This window comes from Amycolatopsis nigrescens CSC17Ta-90 (assembly GCF_000384315.1).
Taxonomy (GTDB): domain Bacteria; phylum Actinomycetota; class Actinomycetes; order Mycobacteriales; family Pseudonocardiaceae; genus Amycolatopsis; species Amycolatopsis nigrescens.
In genome coordinates, this window is sequence record NZ_ARVW01000001.1 from 8368752 (window position 1) to 8384617 (window position 15866).

Below are 15866 nucleotides of genomic sequence, written 5' to 3' on the forward strand. Positions count from 1 at the left end.
GTATGTATACCTTGAAAGGTGGATCATGCGTGCGATGCTGCTCACCGGGTTCGGCGGGCCGGACAAACTCGAGTTCCGAGCGGACGTTCCGGACCCGCGGCCAGGCCCGTCCGAGGTCCGGGTGCGGGTCGGCGCCGCCGGGCTGAACAACACCGACATCTGGACCCGCGAAGGCGCCTACGGCTCGTCCGACGATCCGGCCGCGGTCACCGGCTGGCGCCGTGAACCGCTGAGCTTCCCCCGGATCCAGGGCGCGGACGTGGCAGGCACCATCGACCAGGTCGGCGAAGGCGTCTCCGCCGACCGGATCGGCGAACGCGTGCTGGTCGACCCGATGATCTACACCGGCGGCGAGCGCGCCCTGGTCCGCACCGACTACCTCGGCAGCGAGCGCGACGGCGGTTTCGCCGAGCTGGTGACCGTGCCCGCCGGCAACGCGCACGCGGTGCACAGCGCGCTCAGCGACGCCGAACTGGCCACCTTCCCGACCGCCTACACCACGGCGATGCGGATGCTGAACCGCGCGGCCGTGCGCGACGGGGAGACGGTGCTGGTCACCGGCGCGTCCGGCGGCGTCGGTTCGGCGCTCATCCAGCTCGCCACCAACCTCGGCGCCGACGTGGTGGCCGTGGTCGGAGCCGGGAAGCAGGAACAGGCGAGGAAACTGGGCGCGAGCGTGACCGTGGACCGGAACGAGCCGGACCTGGCCGGAGCACTGGACGGGCGCCAGGTGGACGTGGTGGCCGATGTCGTGGCCGGCCCCGCCTTCGCCGGCCTGCTCCGGCTGCTGCGCCCGCTCGGCCGGTACGTGGTGGCCGGCGCGATCGCCGGTCCGCTGGTGGAGACCGATCTCCGCACGGTCTACCTCAACCAGCTCCAGCTGATCGGCTCCTCCTTCGGGTCCCACGAGGACTTCGCACAGGTGCTGGCGCAGATCGAGGGCGGCGGGCTGCGACCGTTGCTGGCCGGTACTTTCCCGCTGGCCGAGCTGGGCAGGGCGCAGGCCGAGTTCACCGGCAAGGGTTTCTTCGGCAAGCTCGTGGTGGAGCCGTGAACGCCGTGAAGACCGCAGCTCTCCAGGACTTCCGGGTGCTGAGCATGGACGTGACCGGCACGCTGATCGACTTCGAGCGGGGCATCCTGGACTGCCTCACCAGGTTCACCGATTCCGGCGCGGCGGAGATACTGAGCGACTTCGCGCTGGCGGAAAAGCACGAGCAGGACCGGGCACCCCAGCTGCCGTTCACCGAGCTGCTCGGCCTGGTCTGCCGCCGGATGGGCCTGCCCGACGAGGCCGGCGCCGCGCTGCGGGCCTCGATCCCCCGCTGGCCGGCGTTTCCGGACGCGGTGGCGGCACTAGCCGTGCTCCGCCGCCGGTACCGGCTGGTCGCGCTGACCAATGTGGACCGCTGGGCGATGGCCGCGATGGCGGCCACGCTCGGCGAGCCGTTCCACGACGCGGTGACCGCCGAGGACGTCGGCGTGAACAAGCCCGATCCGCAGATGTTCGCCTACTGCCGTGGCCGGCAGAGCCACCACGGCCACACCACGGCGGACTGGCTGCACGTGGCGCAGAGCCAGTACCACGACATCGGCATCGCGAAGCGGCTCGGCTTCACGACCTGCTGGATCGAGCGCCGCCACGGCCGGCCAGGGTTCGGCGCCACACCCGAGCCGGCCGAGGTCACCGCGCCCGATCTGCACTACCGCTCGCTGGCCGAACTCGCCGCCGCCATCGGCTGATCTCCGGACGCCGTGGTTTCTCGCAGGGTCGTGGCCGCCACCGCGATGGCGGCCACGATGAAGGCCGCCGCGACCACGAACGCGAGCCGGTAGCCACCGGTCAGCGCCGCACCCGCGGCCGCACCGGATCCGGCGAGCCCGTTCGCCCGCCCGGCGGCGACGGTGGCCAGTACCGCCACCCCGATCGCGCCGCCGACCTGCAGGGTGGTGTTGAACAGCCCGGACGCCACCCCGGCGTCCGCCGGATTCGCGGCGGACATGGCCAGCACGGTCAGCGGCGGCATGGCGAGGCCGAACCCGATGCCCAGCAGCACCATGGCCGGCAACACGACGGCCAAGTACCCGTCCTGCGCGGGCAGCCCGGTGAGCAGCAGCTGGCCGGCCAGGATCAGCACCAGCCCGGTCAGCAGCACGGCCCGGTTGCCGAACCGGCCGCTCAGCCGCGCCGCGAAGCCGAGCGAGAACAGCGCGATCACCAGTGCGATCGGCAGCATGGCCAGTCCGGTCCGCACCGCGTCGTAGCCGAGCACCTCACCCAGGTACAACGCGATCAGGAACTGGAAGCTCAGCATGCCCGCGACCATCAGCAGCAAGGTCAGGTTGGCCCCGGAAAGCCGGCGGGAACGGAAGATCCGCAACGGCAGCAGCGGGTTCGCGGCCTTCGCCTGACGCAGCACGAACCCGGCGAGCAGCCCGGCGGACAGGGCACCGAAGCCGATCGTGTGCGCCGAACCCCAGCCGTACTTCTCGACCTCGACGATCGTGTAGACGCCGAGCATCAGCGCACTGGTGACCAGCAGCGCCCCCAGTGCGTCCATACCGGCACGCGGGCCGTGTCCGCGATCGGCGGCGAGCAGGCGCCGGGCGAAGACCGCGGCCACCACCCCGATCGGCAGGTTGATGAAGAAGACCCAGTGCCAGCTCAGCAGCTGGGTGAGCACGCCGCCGGCCAGCACGCCGAGGGAAGCCCCGCCGGCGCCGACGAAGCTGTAGACGCCGATCGCCTTCGCCCGCGCACCGCGCTCGGGGAACAGCGCGATGATCATGCCGAGCACCACCGCGGAGGTCAGCGCGCCGCCGGCCCCCTGCACGAACCGGGCGGCGATCAGCAGCTCCGGCGTGCCGGCCACCCCGCACAGCAGGGAGGCCGTGGTGAACACGGCCAGGCCGAGCTGGAAGATCCGCCGGCGCCCTGCCAGGTCGCCGAACCGGCCTGCCAGCAGCAGCAGCCCGCCGAACGCGATCAGGTAGGCGTTGACCACCCAGGCCAGTCCGGCCGGGGTGAAGCCGAGATCGGCCTGGATGGTCGGCAGCGCCACCGTGACGATGGTGCCGTCGAGGATGATCATCAGCTGGCCCGCGCACAGCACGAGCAGAGCCGTCCAACGCGCTCTGAGCTCGGCGGCCGCGGTCGCGGCGGGTGCGGTCATCATTCGTCTCCTAGGTGCACGATTTGTAACTGCGATCATCATCTGTTCCTGAGGAGACCGGCGGAAGAAGGCACTTTTCTGTCCCAGGGGCACATCGGTGTACCCGAGGCGGGACAGCCAGGTCCGAAAGCCGCCAGCGATGGACGCCGGGCCGAACCAAGATCGGCTTCATGACATCCGCACCCGAGCCGGCGGGGCCGATCGGCCGGAGCCGCCGCCGGTTGCTGGTGGTACTGCTGGCCGCGCAGTTCGTGGCCAACATCGACACCGCGATCGTGAACATCGCCGCCCCGTCCATCCACAGCGGACTCGATGCCGACGGCGGCCAGGTGACGCTGGTGGTGTCCGGCTACATCGTCGCGTACGCGGTGCTGCTGGTCACCGGCGCGCGGCTGGGCTCGACGTTGGGGCACCGCCGGGTGTTCCTGGCCGGGCTGCTCGGTTTCACCGTCACCTCGCTGGTCTGCGGGCTGGCCCCGGACGTGCTCACCCTGATCGTGGCCAGGTTCGCCCAGGGCGTCGGCGCGGCGCTGATGGTGCCCCAGGTGCTCAGCGGGATCCAGCTGCACTTCGCCGGCCGTCAGCGGGTGCGCGCCCTCGGCTACTACGCGCTCGCGCTGGCCGGCGGCGCGGTGGCCGGGCAGGTGCTGGGCGGGCTGCTGATCTCGGCCGACCTGTTCGGCACCGGCTGGCGGCCGATCTTCCTGATCAACGTCCCGCTCGGCGCCGTCCTGCTGCCGGCGGCGCTGCGGTTCCTGCCCAGGGACGAGCCAGGCCGATCCCGCGAGATGGACCTGCGCGGGGTGGCCGCGCTCGTCGCCGCCGTGCTGCTGGTGGTGCTACCGCTGGTGCTCGGCCGCGAGCAGGGCTGGCCGTGGTGGGCCTGGCTGTGCCTCGGCGCCGCCGGTCCGGTGTTCGCCGTGTTCGTCCGCACCGAGCGCCGGGTCGCGGGCCGCGGCGGACGACCGCTGGTCGCGCCCGAGCTGATCCGGCTGCCCGCGGTGCGGTTCGGCCTGCTCGCGCACGGGCTGAGCACGATGACCTATTTCGCGCTGCTGTTCGTGCTCGCCCTGTACCTGCAGCAGGAGCTGGGCAAGAGCCCGGCGTACTCCGGGCTGGCCATGGTCGTCTGGGTGGCGGCCTTCGGCGTCGGCGGGCCGCTGCTCCCCCGCGTTCCGGTGGCCTACAGTCGTTTCGTGCCACTGGCGGGTTGTCTCGTGCTCGCCGCCGGCTATGCCTCGGTCTGGGTCTACCTGCTCGCCGGTGGCGAGACCGGTCCGCTGCTGTTCGGGCTGCTGGGGGTGGGCGGCCTCGGTCTTGGGCTCAGCTCGGGCAGCCTGATCAGCACCATCACCTCGGCCGTACCGGGCCACTACGCCGCCGACCTGTCCGGAGTGCTCAGCACCAACGCCCAGCTCAGCGGTGCGCTCGGGGTAGCCGTGGCCGGCGCGGTCTACCTCGGCAGCGGCTCGTTCGCGCTGGTGCTGGCCGGTTTCACGATGCTCGCACTGGCCGCCGGCGCGGCCGCGCACCGGTGCGCCCGGCCCGTCCCGCTGCCACTGGCCGCAACCACGGTATGAACGGAGAACACATGCACGACGCGGCACTGTTCGACCTCGACGGCACCCTGGTGAACACCGAACCACGCAGCCAGGCGGCCTGGAGCAGGCTGTTCAGCGCACACCAGGTGCCCTGCGACGACCGGCTGCTGAAGTCGTTCGCGGGCAGGCCGGGCAAGCAGGTACTCGCCGAGCAGCGGCACCTCTTCGGCGAAGTCCACACGATCGAGGAGTTGTTCGCGGAAGCCATGTCCTACGCGACGCTGCCGGCCGAGCCGGTGCCGGGGGCCGTGGAAATGCTGCGGCAGCTGCACGAACGCGGTGTACCGGTGGGCGTCGTCACCTCCGGAACCAGGGACTACGCCGTGGGCGAACTAGACACGATCGGTGTACTGCCGCTGCTCTCCCTGCTGATCACCGCGGAGGACGTCCGCAACGGCAAACCAGACCCCGAGGGGTACCTCGCCGGCTGCCGAACCCTTGGCAGCGCGCCGGAACGGACCGTGGTGTTCGAGGACGCGCCGGCCGGGGTGAGCGCCGCGAAAGCCGCCGGGACCTTCTGCGTGGCCGTCACCACCACCCAGCCCGCCGCCGCGCTGGCGGCCGCCGATCTCGTCGTCGACGGCTTCGCTGCGGTGCGCTGGCCGATCTTCGCAGGTCGCCCCGAATAGTGGAGCGCGGTTGCGGCCTCCCTTGGCGCACCACATATCGTGGCTGCGCTTATGCAGGAGGTGGGCGGAGTCGTGCAAGAGCTCGACTACTACGAGCTACTCGGCGTGCACAGGGGCGCGTCGGCCAACGAGATCAAGTCCGCCTACCGGGCGCTGGCCAAGTCCATGCACCCGGACACCGGTGGCACCGCGGGCACGTTCCGGCTGTTGCGCGTGGCCTACGAGACCCTCGGCGACCCGGTGCGGCGGGCCGAGTACGACCAGGAGACGCAGGTCCTGGACGCGGTCGAAGCACCCGTGACGCCGGCGCCGCGGACCAGGACGCACCGCGGCGCCAGGTCGAACCGGGTACGCACCTTCGGCGAGGATCCCGATTTCGTACCCGCGTTGCCGACGCTGGCGCCGGAGGGCATCCCCTGGTGGGACCTGATCAGCTCGCACACGGGCACCCGGCACGCTCCGCAGGACGCGCCGGGGCACGCCCCGCCGCTGCTGGTGCTGGCCGGTCTGCTGCTGTTGCTGCTGCCGATCCTGGCGCCTGCCGCCTGGTCCGCGGTCTGGGTCGGGCTGGCGGTGGTGGTCACCGGTACCGCGATCTGGCTGGTGCGCTGCCACATCGCGGCGGCCAGGACGGAGCGGGAGCTGACTGCTGAGTTCGGCGGGACCGTGGTGTTCGGCAAGCCCGGCACCGATCGCGACCAGTTGGGCGAGCAGCTCACCGCCGAGTTGTTGACCCGGTACCTCACCCGGCTGCCCGGCGCGCGGATCTTCCACAGCCTCGCCTGGCCCGGCTCGGTGTTCGCCGACGTGGACCACGCCGTGCTGTCCGGCAACCGGCTGGTGCTCGTCGAGTCGAAGATGTGGCCGCCGGGGCACTACGAGATGGACGAGACCGGCACGCTCTGGCGGGACGGCAGGCTGTTCCGCGGCGGCGCGACCAGGCTGCCGGACGCGATCACCGTGTACCGCGACCTGCTGCCCGGCGTCGAGGTCTGCGGCGCGATGGTGATCTACCCGAACCGCCCCGGCACCGTCACCACCGACGAGCCGGTCACCGTGCCGGCGCCGCCGATGACCCCGGAGGAGTTCGTCGTCGAGATGGGCGACTGGCTCGCCGCCCGCCCGTCGACCGTGGAGGAGAAGGTGTTCCGGGCGGTGCTCGCCCAGGTGGTCTCGCACTGACCGGGAGTTGACCCCGGCCTGGCCGTGGGCAAGGCTGGGCCGATGAGCAGCGGCGAGGAGCGGGACGGCGTTTCGTTGACCAACCTCGACCAGGCGTTGTTCGAGGGCGCGGAGGCGACCAAGCGCGACCTGGTCGACTACCTCGATACGGTCCGCGACCGCATCATCCCGCGGCTGCGGGACCGGCCGCTGTCGGTGGTGCGGGTGCTGCGCGGGCAGAAGCCGTTCATGCAGAAGAACCTGCCCAAGTACACCCCGGACTGGGTGCAGCGGGTGCAGGTGTGGGCGGAGGCCTCGAAACGCGAGGTTTCGTACGGGTTGTGCAACGACCGCCGCACCCTGCTGTGGTTCGCCAACCAGCGCGCGGTGGAGTACCACGTGCCGCTGATGCCCTTCGACGACCTGATGCGTCCCCGCCACCTCGTGCTGGACATCGACCCGCCGTCCCCGGACGCCTTCGATGTGGCCGTCGGCGCCGCCGAACTGGTCCGCCAGGCGCTGGCCGACTCCGGCCTCACCGGCGCGGTCAAGACCAGTGGCGCGAAGGGCGTGCACATCTTCGTGCCGCTGGAGCCGCACACGATCGAGGACGTGGCCGCGGCGACCAGGGCACTCGCGGCCCGCGCCGAGCGGCTGGACCCCGAGCTGGCGACCACCGCCTACATCCGGGAAGACCGCGGCGACAAGGTTTTCCTCGATTCGACCAGGGCAGGCGGGGCGACCGTGGTAGCGGCCTACAGCCCGCGCCTGCGGCCGGGCACCCCGGTGTCCTTCCCGGTCCCCTGGGACGAGCTCCGCCGGGTCACCCCGGCCGACTTCACCGTGCACACCGCGCCCGGCCTGATGGGTGGCGGCGACCCGTGGGCCGAGCTCCTGCCCGAGCCGCAGCGGCTCAGCGCCGACCTGATCGCGGAAGGCCACACCATCCCGGTCGCCAGGGTGGCGGCCATGCACGAGGGCAAGCGCCGCGCCCGCGCCCGTCGCGCCTGACCGCCGGTACGTTCCCGGCCTCGCAACTGCCTGGTGGCTGTGGCGGTTTGACCTGGCCCCGGTTTGGGCGGCTTGAGTTGGCTCCACCTGCTGGGTGATGCCGCGTGCACAGCACCATGGTCAGGGGTCATTCGTGGTCGATCCGAAATTTGGTGCTGTTCGAGATACTCCGCCGGAGTACCTGACAGCGCGATGCGAGCAGAGAACTGGCCGAACGGTACGAAGTGCCCCGCCGCACGGTGCGCCTGGCCATCGATTCCGCGATGCCCGCCATTGCGAGCGCCTAGTGTCCGCCAACCGCAGGCCATGCCGACCACACACCGGCGGAACCACCACGACGGGAGTGGCTATCCAGGCTGGGCGCGGGCTGGCGGGGTGAGGGATGGATGTCGGGTGCGGCTGCCCACGGGACTTGTTCTTTCCGGTGCGGGGTGAAATTTCGCTGGTGACCAACGACGCAACGCTGTACCGGAGCGAAATTTTGCCTCGCGTCGCCTGCAAGGCGACCACCCACCCTCGAACCCGGATGGCTAGAAGGGTGGTGGCCCGTCGGCGATCTCCGGAGGTGACGGCGGATCGAGAAGCGGCTCCGGTCTGGTCGAGTAGCTGCGGCCGGTCGGAGTCGTGACCGTTAAATCAGCCGTCTCGGGATCGAACTCGAATTTCCAGCCTGGCTTGTCTTTCAAGCGGTGGTGGTGGCGGCACAGGCAGCACAGGTTGTGCTCGCAGGTGTCCCCATTGTCCGACCACGCCGTGCAATGGTCCGCGTCGCAGCGTTGTGCGGGCCGATTACAGCCGGGTGCCCGGCAGGTGCGGTCGCGGATGCGGACCAGTTCAGCGAGGTCGGCCGGTGGGCGGTATCTCTTGCGGCCGATATCCCGGACGGTGCCCGACACCGGATCGGTCAACACCTTCCGCCACACCGATCCCGGTTGGTTCATGATCTGACGCCCGATCTCACCAGGGATCGGGCCATGTCCGACTAACTCGCAGCCGTCGTCGCGGACGCCCAACGCGGTATCGAGCGGGATATGGATGAACACCTGAGCGGCCAAGCCCTCCCAGCCCTTGCCGAGCAGCAACTCCGCCAGCACATCGGCCCGAAGCTGGTCCATGGTGCGAGTTTCATCGCCACCCCGAAGCTTCCGAGCCAGCATGTCGATCCGGGCGTACACGGCGGTCGCGATCTCGACCGGGAGGTAAGCCCAGAGTGAGGCCATCGCATCAGGCTCGTGGCACAACTCAACCCGCCGCTGCTTACGCCGAGCCTCCGCCCGCGCCTGCTGCCCTTCCGGATCGAGACTCGCCACCACCCGAGTCACCGTTTTCCGCCAGTTGCTGGGATTCTTCTCACCGATACGACCAGCCAGAATCTCATCCGCCTGACGGGCCAATTCATCGGACAACACCGCCACGCCATCAAAGGCTTGACGTGCCTTCTCGATATCCAACTCGCCCTCGGTCATCGCGGCCAAAAGAAATGGCATTCGCGTCACGAGCGCCTTCGCCAGGCCCACCCGGGTCGCGGTCGTTTCACGGGACAACCGCAACTCCGGCGCCAACTCATCCGCCACCCACCGCGCACCACCACGAGCCCGACTGACCTGCGCGATCGCGCGGGCCTGCACCGCCTGCATACGACAGATCGCCCGCCGAGCCGAGATCACCACCCCCACCGCCTGCGACACATCAAGCTGCTCAATCGACGCCGCATTCATCGAAGACAACCAATCCGGCGGTAACATACTGAAATCAACATACAACATGCGAACCCCCATACTTTCGAATGTACCTCCATAATACCGCCGAACCCCGACAGAAACCGGCCACACCCAAACACGAAAGAGGGAAGATCGCATGTCATACGGCCGACGAATCAACGAGCCTAAGCGGGAGCGAGCACGATCCATACCGGGCCGCGGGCGAAGGTCATCAGCTCACCGGACGGCCGCGAAAAGGCGGTCGCCGCGGATGGCGACGAACGGCTCCACTTCGCCTGGAACGCCTGGCCGTCGCGAAGCACCAGTGCCTCCCCCGCACCGACCGTGCCCGCGAACGGCGAGTTGTAGCCGAGCACGTCCGAATAAGGCGACGAACGGACCGGTACCCGCTGGATGATGACGGTCGCCGCACCGACCCGGCTCCGCGCGGTCGTGACCAGCGGTGCGCCGTCCATCGACACCAGCCAGCGCGCCTCTTCCGGCGACCAGCGGGCCGCCACCTCGGCCCGCTCGTACCGCACCGACCGCCCTGGCGTCGGAACGCCGCCCTCAGGCGGGTCGCCGAAACGCCAGCCGAGATCCGGCACCGGACCGGCGCCGCTCGATGCCGTCAGTACCGCCGGGCGGGCGTAGAGGTTGTGCGGCATCTGGCGGTCGCTCGACCGGAAGTAGCCGGCGGCGGCCTGCGCCGGCGACAACCGCACCAACGGCGCCCGATCCACCAGCGGCAGCAGTTCCGGTGCCCCGCCGGAGAAGGCCAGCGCCGGGCGGCCGAACTGCGCCAGCAGCTCGAGGTCGGTCTCCCGGACGCTGCGGACCGGGCCCACCACTTCCGGCGCGCCCGAGCAGAACACCGCGATCAACCGGGTGAGACCGGCCTCCACCGGCTCCACGTAGACGATGTCGGCGTGTTCGAGGCCGGTGTGCGGGCGGGCCTGCGCGACGTTGTCGATCTTCACGGCCAGCACCGGCGCGCCGGTGCGCGCCGGCCGTCCGGTGCACGGCGACTCCGGGCCTGGCACCGCGGACTCGGTGGCAGGCGGGGCGGTTTCGCTCGGCAGCGGTGCGACCGGAAGGGGCGCGAGCGGTGGTATGACCGGCGCCGCGAGCGCAGGCTGGGCGACCTCGACTTCGGTGAGCGCGTCGAACACCACCCAGCCGAGCAGCAGCACGACGATCAGCCCGGGGACGGCGCGCGACCACCGCCGCCATCGCGGCCGTTCAGAGGTAACCCGAACCGCCGGCACGTGCGCCCCCAGCTTTCTCGGCCCGGGACCCCGGGCTCTTCAGTTCTCGGACTCCGTCAGACTTACCCCTCCCAGGTCACGAACACCACCGCCATCCGCGGACTCCGCCGGAAGGGTGACCGGCGTAGCCACCGCCGTGTCCGTGGCGACTTCATCCGGTGAGCAGTTCTACCTCCCCTACCGCCACGGCGGCGGACGCGCGGACGGAAACCACCCGGTATCTCTGCGCTTCGGTACATCTCGACGAACCGTTCTGCCGGACGGTGCTCAAGGAGCTGGTCGACCAGCCCTTCCAGTCGGTCGCGCCCTGCTACGGCCTCGATGTCGCCTCGGTGTCCCGGCATGCGGTCGCGGCCCGCCGTCGACGGCTGGCCCGCGATCTGGTGCTGCTGGCGGCCTTCCTCTGGAACGCGGTCGTTCTCTCGACCGCACTGTCCGGTGTGGACTGGACCGTGGACCCGGCTCTCGTCGACCAAGTCCTGCCTAGCTTTCTGGTGTCCCTGCTGATCTCCTGGATCGTGGTGTCCGTCGAACAGGGCATCAAATTCGGTGTCCTGCTCGGCCGGCTTTCCCGGCAGAACTTCGACCCCGCTGCCGTCGGCGGACCGTCCAGTGGCCGGGTGCACCGGCGGCTGACCTACCTCGACGCCCTGCAGCAGGGCAATGTCGTGGTGTTCGCCGGTTACCAACCGTTCGCTGGCAGCGGCCTGGAACTGGGCGCGTGGTCGCTCGCCATCGACATCTCGAAGGGCCTGCGCGATCCGGAAACCGGTGCGCGCAAAACGCCGAAACCGTTCCACGCGGTGGAACTGCACGACTACCTTCGCGACGCGCTGCGCCGGCTCGGGCTTTCTGGGCTGACAGCCACCGACCGGCTGTTCATCAGCGGCCGGGACGCCTGGCGGGATCCCCGCGTGCTGCCCGACCGGTTCGCGCCGCCGATGACCTCGCTGCCGGACGACGAACTGCGCGACAGGTTGGCGAACCAGCACACCCGCTCCAGGACCTACCTGTGCTGTGAGACCACCGGATGGCGTGGACAGCTCGTGGTGACCACGTTCCTGCGCGCGATGCGGCTGCGCGGGTCCCTGTTCCTCGAATCGCGTTCGTTCGCCCTGCTGCCGTTGAACAAGTGGTACCAGCGGGTGGACCTGCTGACCGGCAAGAGTGCGGCGGCGCGGGCGCTGAGGCCGGTCGGGTGCGGGCTCGCCGGGGCGCTTCCGCTGCTCATCGCGAGCCCGTGGCGGGTGCTCCGGACGCTCGCGGAGATCAGTGCGACCGGCCGGATCGAGGCGGAGCAACGCCGGGTCATCTCGCGGAAGGAGCCTTTCGACTACGGCGCCGCGGTCAGCATCCGGGAGCTCGCCACCGGGCAGCTGTTCCGGCGGTACTTCCAGCAGCTGGACGTGATCATGTACGACACGGTGGTGCAGGAGGCGCTGCTGCGCGGGATCACCGAGTTCCTCACCGAACACGACGTCGACGCCGATCAGGTCACCAACCTCCAGACGACCATCAACAACGGCAACGTCTTCCACGGCGACGTCAGGATCAGCGGCGACAACAATCCGATCGTCGGCGGCAAGGACAACTCCGTCAACCAGGACAAGGAAAAGACCCCCAAACCACCCCCGATGGACGCGCCACCGAAGCGACCGAACCTGAAGGATTGGCCCAAAGGATGAACGAGTACAACGGAAACACCTTCCACGGGGACGTCCGGATAACCGGCGACAACAGCCCCATCGTGGGCGGCAGCCACAACGCCGTCGGCGCCAACCCGGCCGTGCACCACGTCTCCCCCGAACCGGCGGACGTGAGCCAGCAGCTCGCCGAGCTGCTGCGCCTGATCACCGAGCACGAGCAACGGCTCGACGACCCGGAGGCCGCGCGGTCCTGCGCGGCGGCCCTAAGCGAGGAGACCGCGAAGGTCAAGCCCGACCACGGGTTGCTCCGCACGCTGATGTTCGGCATGACCGCGGCGGCCGGCTCGGTCGGTGCCGTAGCCGAGTCGGTCGCCAAGCTCCGCCAGACATTCGGGTTCTAGTCCGCCGGTTCCGGCGGTTGCGGTACGGTGGAGATCATGACCAAGAAGATCGGCTTCAACCCGACCCGGTGACCCCCGCCTGCGAGCAGCCGCGGCTGACTGTGCCCGTGCTGCTGGACGACTGGCAGATAGGGTGCTGCGGAACTCCTCCCGCGGTCGGCGACACGGCATCCTGGCGATTGGTCTGGGCCCCTTGGTGCGCCTCGGTGATCCCCTCGACCATGGCGCTTCGAGCCCGGCTGGAACAACTCCCACCGGACACCGATGACCGGTACCCCCGGGCAAACGCGGGCGAAGACACCGTTCCCGCCATCGCCAAGGCGCACGGGATCGACGTGTTCGTGCAGGCTCCGCTGCCACTCCAAGAAGATCTCACCCTCACCGGCGTACTGCACGAAGACCACCACGTCGGCGTCCCACCGGGATTCCCGCGCACCACCGGGCGGATCACCGCGGTATGGCTGATGTCGTGGAAATACCGGCGCGGGAACGGCAGGTGGCATTCCGTCGAAGGCACCGCCCGCTTCACCAGTGTCGAGCAGGCACCGAAACATCTGCGCATGGAACCACCGCCGGATCACGCGGAGTTCTGGTGGTTCAACAACTCGGTGCTGGCCAACCTCGAAATCACCCCCGACTGACGGGTGCTTCGGTGAGATATTCGGTCGGGGTGCATCCGGTCAGTGCGCGGAAATCGCGGTTGAGATGCGGCTGGTCCGCGTAGCCGCACCGGTGCGCGACCTCCGACCACGACGGCGGCGACGGCCCGCTCAGCAGCGAAGCGGCATGGTGCAGCCGGGAAATGCGGGCGACGGTCTTCGGCGTGAGCCCGATCTGTTCCCGGAAACGGCTGTTCAGGTGCTGGCGGGTCCAGCCGATCTCGTCGGCGAGGGCGCTGACCCGCAGGCGGCCTGGCGAAGCCATCAGCCTTCGCCACGCCCCCTGCACCGGTCTCGCCAGTTCCGGACCGTCCCGCAGCCTCGCCTCCAGATAGTCGTCGAGCACCCGGAACCGCGCCGCCCAGCCGGGTGCCTCGGCGATCTGTTCGGTCAGCAGCCCGGCATCGTCGCCGATCAGGTCGGCGAGGGCGATGTTCGCATTGGCCAGGTCCCGCAGGGGCAGGCCGAACAGCGCATAGGCGCCCAACGGCGTCAGCGCGACACCGATCCCGCGGGACGGGCCCGACTGTTCGAGCACCAGCGGCCTGTTCCGCAACCCCAGCACCGGTGACGCCGGCAAGGTCTGTCCCGCCAGCGGTTCCGGGGCGAGCAACCGCCGGTACGGGGCTTCGAGGTCGAGCACGACCGTGATCACCGCCAACGGCGCCATCCGCCACGGCATCAGGTCCATCTGCGGGAAGTCATGCGCCACGTAGCTCAGCACGTGACCGGCCAGTCGCGCCCGTGGCCTGCCGAAGACACGCTCGGCCGGTGCCCGCGCCACTTCCCGGCGCGACACCACGAGCGTCCAGCCGGCCATCGCCCCCCTTACTTTCGTCCAAGACGCGAACACCGGCCGTCCGTAGCGTTTCGCCCATGACAGGAATCAGCGACTTCAAAACCCCGGCCGGTCGGACCCGGTATTTCGAAGCCTACGACAGGGCGATGCGCGACTGCCCGGAACCGGACGCGGCGCTCGACGTCGACAGCCGCCACGGCACGACCAGGGTCTACCGCTACGGCCAAGGCGATGCGCCACCGATTGTGCTGCTCCCTGGCCTCATGAACACTTCTGCCTCCTTCGGTCCGCTCATTCCAGCGCTGGCCGCCCATCGCCAGGTTTATGCCGTCGACACCCTCGGCGAGGCGGGCCGGAGCGTGCAAACCGCGCCGTTCCAGGACATCCCGGACCGCGCGAGGTGCCTTGAGGACGTTCTCGCGCAACTGGAGCTTCGCGATGTTCACCTCCTCGGCGGCTCCACCGGCGGGTGGCACGCGTTCAACCAGGCCATTCACGCGCCGGACAGGATCGCGTCGATCAGCGCGCTGGACCCCACCACCGTGACGGCGAAGTTCTCCGGCTCCACGCAGTGGTACAGCGTGCTGACCATGGTGCTCAACCAGGACTGGGTATGGCGCCGGTTCATGCGCTGGTCCGCCGGAGCGGACATCGCGGACCGGCCGGACGTGCGGCTGGTCCTCGCCGGAATACGCAACTACCGGCCTCGGGTCCCCTTCCAGGTGTGTCCCAGCGACGACGAGATCCGGTCCATCCGGGTGCCGGTGCTGACGATGTTCGGCGCCCGCAGCGTCGTGCACGACTCAGCCGTCGCGGCGAGCAGGCTGCGTGCGCTGCTGCCCCAGGCCGACGTGGAGGTCCTGCCCGAGGCCGGGCATTACCTGTTCCTCCGGCCGGACGATCGCGCGCGGATCGTCGACCGGGTGCTCACGTTCGTCCAGCGCCAGGATCAGGCCGCGCGCTGATAGGTACCCGGGGTGATCCCGTAGTGCCGGGTGAACCAGCGGGTCAGGTGCGCCTGGTCGGCGAACCCCACGTCGGTGGCGACCGCGGCGGCCGGACGGCCCATGGCGAGCTGGCGCCGAGCCTCGCGCAACCGGAGCTGGCGCTGGTACTCGCTGGGTGACATCCCGAAAGCCGCCCGGAACGCCCGGTAGACCGCGAACCTGCTCGTACCCGCGACGCGGGCGAGATCGTCGGCGCCGACCTCCGCGGCCAGATCGGCGTGGAGCAGGTCCCGGACGGCGGCGACCTCGGACGGCAGAGCGTGTGCCCTGCCGTCCGGCCGGAAGGGACGCGTCGCGTGGCGGCCGGTCACGGCTACGAGCGCGGCCGCGATCCGCTCGTCGCGCTCCAGCGCGCTGTCGTTGCCGGTCAGCACGGTGTACAGGGTGCGCAGGATTTCGGCGAGCTCGGGATCATGGGTGACCGGATCGGCGAACAGCGGCAGCGGGACGGGTCGGTCGTGCAAATCCGACAGCACGTCCCGTACGAGCTCCGGCCCGAGGTAGACGATGCGGTAGGTGAACCCGGCCGCGGCCGCGGCGCTTCCGTCGTGCGGCTCGTCCGGGTTGAGCGCCATCACCATGCCGGCCGCGCTGGTGTGCCGGGCGCCCCGGCAGGTGAAGGACTGCGCGCCGGCTTCGGTGACGCCGAAGGAATAGGTGTCGTGGCTGTGGCGCCGGTAGACGTGCCCCTGGAAGCTGGCGTGCATCGTCTCCACCGCGAGGTGCGGCGACCGCCAGTACCGCACCCAGCCACGCTCGCCGCCATCGGTCACTCGCCCGTCGTCCACCCGGTCATTCTCCCCGTGCCGGC

General features: G+C 70.1%; 15 protein-coding genes. 10 read left to right on the forward strand and 5 right to left on the reverse strand.

The features are described from left to right. Nucleotides 1-25 precede the first annotated feature (25 nt). On the forward strand, nt 26-1054 hold the full coding sequence (locus AMYNI_RS0139610) for a zinc-binding dehydrogenase (protein WP_026361510.1): 1029 nt from the start codon (nt 26-28) through the stop codon (nt 1052-1054). A 5-nt stretch (nt 1055-1059) separates the two neighbouring features. Next, a complete protein-coding gene (locus AMYNI_RS0139615) occupies nt 1060-1743 on the forward strand; it encodes an HAD-IA family hydrolase (RefSeq protein ID WP_040407835.1) in 684 nt (227 codons plus the stop codon). On the opposite strand, the gene AMYNI_RS0139620 is transcribed toward AMYNI_RS0139615, so the two are convergent. Next, nucleotides 1704-3173: an MFS transporter gene (locus tag AMYNI_RS0139620; protein WP_020673682.1), complete on the reverse strand. Its 1470-nt coding sequence runs from the start codon at nt 3171-3173 to the stop codon at nt 1704-1706. The two genes, AMYNI_RS0139615 and AMYNI_RS0139620, sit on opposite strands and share 40 nt — an antisense overlap. 170 nt (nt 3174-3343) lie before the next feature. On the opposite strand from AMYNI_RS0139620, the gene AMYNI_RS46525 reads away from it, so the two are divergent. Genes AMYNI_RS46525 through AMYNI_RS0139640 form a run of 4 tightly spaced genes read left to right on the forward strand, consistent with a single transcriptional unit; the run spans nt 3344 to nt 7575 of the window. Further along, nucleotides 3344-4753, forward strand: a complete 1410-nt coding sequence (locus AMYNI_RS46525; RefSeq protein ID WP_157357674.1) for an MFS transporter — start codon at nt 3344-3346, stop codon at nt 4751-4753. Nucleotides 4754-4764: 11 nt separating this feature from the next. Beyond that, nucleotides 4765-5403, forward strand: coding sequence for an HAD family hydrolase (locus AMYNI_RS46530; protein WP_020673684.1), 639 nt, complete (start codon nt 4765-4767; stop codon nt 5401-5403). Nucleotides 5404-5454: 51 nt separating this feature from the next. Next, the gene (locus AMYNI_RS0139635; RefSeq protein ID WP_020673685.1) at nt 5455-6585 is read left to right on the forward strand and encodes a J domain-containing protein; all 1131 of its coding nucleotides are present in this window, start codon (nt 5455-5457) and stop codon (nt 6583-6585) included. Nucleotides 6586-6627: 42 nt separating this feature from the next. Continuing rightward, complete coding sequence (locus AMYNI_RS0139640) at nt 6628-7575, forward strand: DNA polymerase domain-containing protein (RefSeq protein WP_020673686.1); 948 nt, start codon at nt 6628-6630, stop codon at nt 7573-7575. A gap of 530 nt (nt 7576-8105) precedes the next feature. Here the strand turns inward: AMYNI_RS0139640 and AMYNI_RS48650 are convergent. Then, nucleotides 8106-9341, reverse strand: coding sequence for an HNH endonuclease signature motif containing protein (locus tag AMYNI_RS48650; protein WP_084628755.1), 1236 nt, complete (start codon nt 9339-9341; stop codon nt 8106-8108). Nucleotides 9342-9460: 119 nt separating this feature from the next. Beyond that, nucleotides 9461-10543: a DUF3048 domain-containing protein gene (locus AMYNI_RS0139650; protein ID WP_169515807.1), complete on the reverse strand. Its 1083-nt coding sequence runs from the start codon at nt 10541-10543 to the stop codon at nt 9461-9463. A gap of 158 nt (nt 10544-10701) precedes the next feature. Here AMYNI_RS0139650 and AMYNI_RS0139655 point away from each other — a divergent pair, with 158 nt between their 5' ends. The 3 genes from AMYNI_RS0139655 (at nt 10702) to AMYNI_RS0139665 (ending at nt 13231) form a co-directional block, all read left to right on the forward strand. After that, nucleotides 10702-12228, forward strand: a complete 1527-nt coding sequence (locus AMYNI_RS0139655; protein WP_157357678.1) for a hypothetical protein — start codon at nt 10702-10704, stop codon at nt 12226-12228. Next, on the forward strand, nt 12225-12590 hold the full coding sequence (locus tag AMYNI_RS0139660; RefSeq protein ID WP_020673690.1) for a DUF5955 family protein: 366 nt from the start codon (nt 12225-12227) through the stop codon (nt 12588-12590). The genes AMYNI_RS0139655 and AMYNI_RS0139660 overlap by 4 nt, the downstream gene beginning before the upstream one ends. A gap of 107 nt (nt 12591-12697) precedes the next feature. Beyond that, a complete protein-coding gene (locus tag AMYNI_RS0139665) occupies nt 12698-13231 on the forward strand; it encodes a DUF6578 domain-containing protein (protein WP_342667789.1) in 534 nt (177 codons plus the stop codon). Here the strand turns inward: AMYNI_RS0139665 and AMYNI_RS0139670 are convergent. Continuing rightward, complete coding sequence (locus tag AMYNI_RS0139670; protein WP_020673692.1) at nt 13218-14069, reverse strand: helix-turn-helix transcriptional regulator; 852 nt, start codon at nt 14067-14069, stop codon at nt 13218-13220. The genes AMYNI_RS0139665 and AMYNI_RS0139670 overlap by 14 nt on opposite strands. A gap of 56 nt (nt 14070-14125) precedes the next feature. Here AMYNI_RS0139670 and AMYNI_RS0139675 point away from each other — a divergent pair, with 56 nt between their 5' ends. Then, nucleotides 14126-15013, forward strand: coding sequence for an alpha/beta fold hydrolase (locus AMYNI_RS0139675; RefSeq protein ID WP_020673693.1), 888 nt, complete (start codon nt 14126-14128; stop codon nt 15011-15013). Here the strand turns inward: AMYNI_RS0139675 and AMYNI_RS0139680 are convergent. Continuing rightward, on the reverse strand, nt 14998-15843 hold the full coding sequence (locus AMYNI_RS0139680; protein WP_020673694.1) for an AraC family transcriptional regulator: 846 nt from the start codon (nt 15841-15843) through the stop codon (nt 14998-15000). The genes AMYNI_RS0139675 and AMYNI_RS0139680 overlap by 16 nt on opposite strands. Between the last annotated feature and the right edge of the window lie 23 nt (nt 15844-15866).